The organism is Elstera litoralis (genome assembly GCF_000963705.1).
Taxonomy (GTDB): domain Bacteria; phylum Pseudomonadota; class Alphaproteobacteria; order Elsterales; family Elsteraceae; genus Elstera; species Elstera litoralis.
Genome location: NZ_LAJY01000582.1, coordinates 1 through 1,715, shown reverse-complemented (window position 1 = coordinate 1,715; position 1,715 = coordinate 1). Strand labels below are relative to the sequence as shown.

3 protein-coding genes are annotated in these 1,715 nt (G+C 62.9%); all 3 read right to left on the bottom strand.

Annotated elements, in window-relative coordinates; translation table 11 throughout:
• On the bottom strand, positions 1-190 hold a 190-nt coding region (locus VZ95_RS17785; protein ID WP_045777050.1), incomplete at its 3' end, for an FAD-binding oxidoreductase.
• A 112-nt stretch (positions 191-302) separates the two neighbouring features.
• Positions 303-794, bottom strand: coding sequence for a signal peptidase II (gene lspA, locus VZ95_RS17780; protein WP_045777049.1), 492 nt, complete (start codon positions 792-794; stop codon positions 303-305).
• A gap of 2 nt (positions 795-796) precedes the next feature.
• On the bottom strand, positions 797-1,715 hold a 919-nt coding region (locus VZ95_RS17775; protein WP_045777048.1), incomplete at its 5' end, for a class I tRNA ligase family protein.

Below are 1,715 nucleotides of genomic sequence, written 5' to 3'. Positions count from 1 at the left end.
GATGTTCCTCGAAATTCGCGCTGGCGATGCTATAGGCGCGCAACAGCGGTTTGCCGTTCACCGGCAGGCCAATCATGATGAACTGGCCGTTGAGGAAGCGGAACCCTTTGTCGCGGGTGGTCGTGAAGCTGAACAGCCGGTTGGTCCAATGGTGGACGCTTAAAACGCGCTCTTCCAGGAAGTTCGACATAATCTCATCACCGCACTGTAGAATAGCGACTATCCCTGTCGCCGCTTGGAGAATGGTCGCTTATGCCCCGGTTTTTGCAGCGCGGCAAGCTACCGCCGCCGCATAGCAGCCCTCAGCGCTTGCGGCGGCTGTCGAGAAGCGAGTCGAGCAGCAGCAACCCAACGCCGACCGAAATCCCCATATCGGCGACGTTAAAGGCGGGCCAACTATATTGCTGATAGTAGAAGAACAGAAAATCGAACACCGCGCCGAAGCGCACCCGGTCGATAACATTGCCAATCGCGCCGCCGATAACGCCCGCGAGCCCCACCATCAGCAGCGTGCCCGTCGCCCGCCACAGCCAGACCAGCATAAAGCCGGTGATGACCAGGGCGACGAGGGAGAGAATCCAGGCACCGCTGCCATCGTGGTTCGAGAAGAGGCTGAAGCTGACGCCTTTGTTCCACACGGCGACCAGATTGAAAAAGCCGGTCACGGGCACCGCCGGGGCGCGGTCGTCCGGCCCGGTCACGCCGAACCAGCCCATCAACCAGAATTTACTGGCCTGATCGAGCAGGATCACCAGGGCCGCCAGCAGCAGCCCCTGTTTGAAGGCTTTTGGCATGGTCAAGCGGCGATCACTTCGGCACAGCGGAAGCAGAGGTCCGGGTGATCGGCGATGGTGCCGACTTCCGGGTAATAGCTGCGGCAGCGCTCGCAGCGGGCGTGCTCGGTCTTTTCGAACAGCACGGCCACGCCTTCCACCTCGGTCGAGAGCACCGCTTGCGGCGGCGCATCGGCGAGCGGGCGCAGGTCGATACTGGCGGTGATGCAGATTTCGGCGAAATCGAGCCCGGACAGCGCCGCCACATAGGCCGGGGCGGCATAGACCTTCGGCGCGGCTTGGGAGGAGGAGCCGATGTCTTTGGCGGCGCGGGCGAGTTCAATCGCCCCCGTCACGGCGCGGCGGATGCTGCGGATCGTGGTCCATTTTTCGGCCAGGGCCGCATCAAACCACGCACCGGGCACGTCCGGGAAGAGTTGCCGATGAACGCTGTCCGCCTCGCCCTGCGGTCCGCCCGCCACGCCGACCGGGCGCAGGCCCCAAGCTTGTTCGGTCGTGAAGGGCATGACGGGCGCGAGCCAGAGCATCAGCTTGTGCAGGCACTCGGCCATCACGGTCCGTGCGGCCCTCCGGCGCACGGAACCCGCCGCGTCGCAGTAGAGCGCGTCCTTGCGGATATCGAAATAAAAGGCCGAGAGATCGTTTGCGCAGAAAGTGTGGAGCGCCGTGTAGAAGGCGAGGAAATCGTAGCGCGCCAGGCAGTCGCGCAACTCCTTATCCAGTTCGGCCAAGCGGTGCAAAACCCAGCGTTCCAACTCTGGCATTTCAGCGATGGGGAGTTTCTCCGCATCCTCGAACCCGGCCAGCGCGCCCAGCAGGTAGCGCAGCGTATTGCGCAGGCGGCGGTAATGGTCGGCGGTATATTGCAGGATCGATTTGCCGATGCGCGTGTCTTCAGAATAATCCGACAGCATGGCCCAA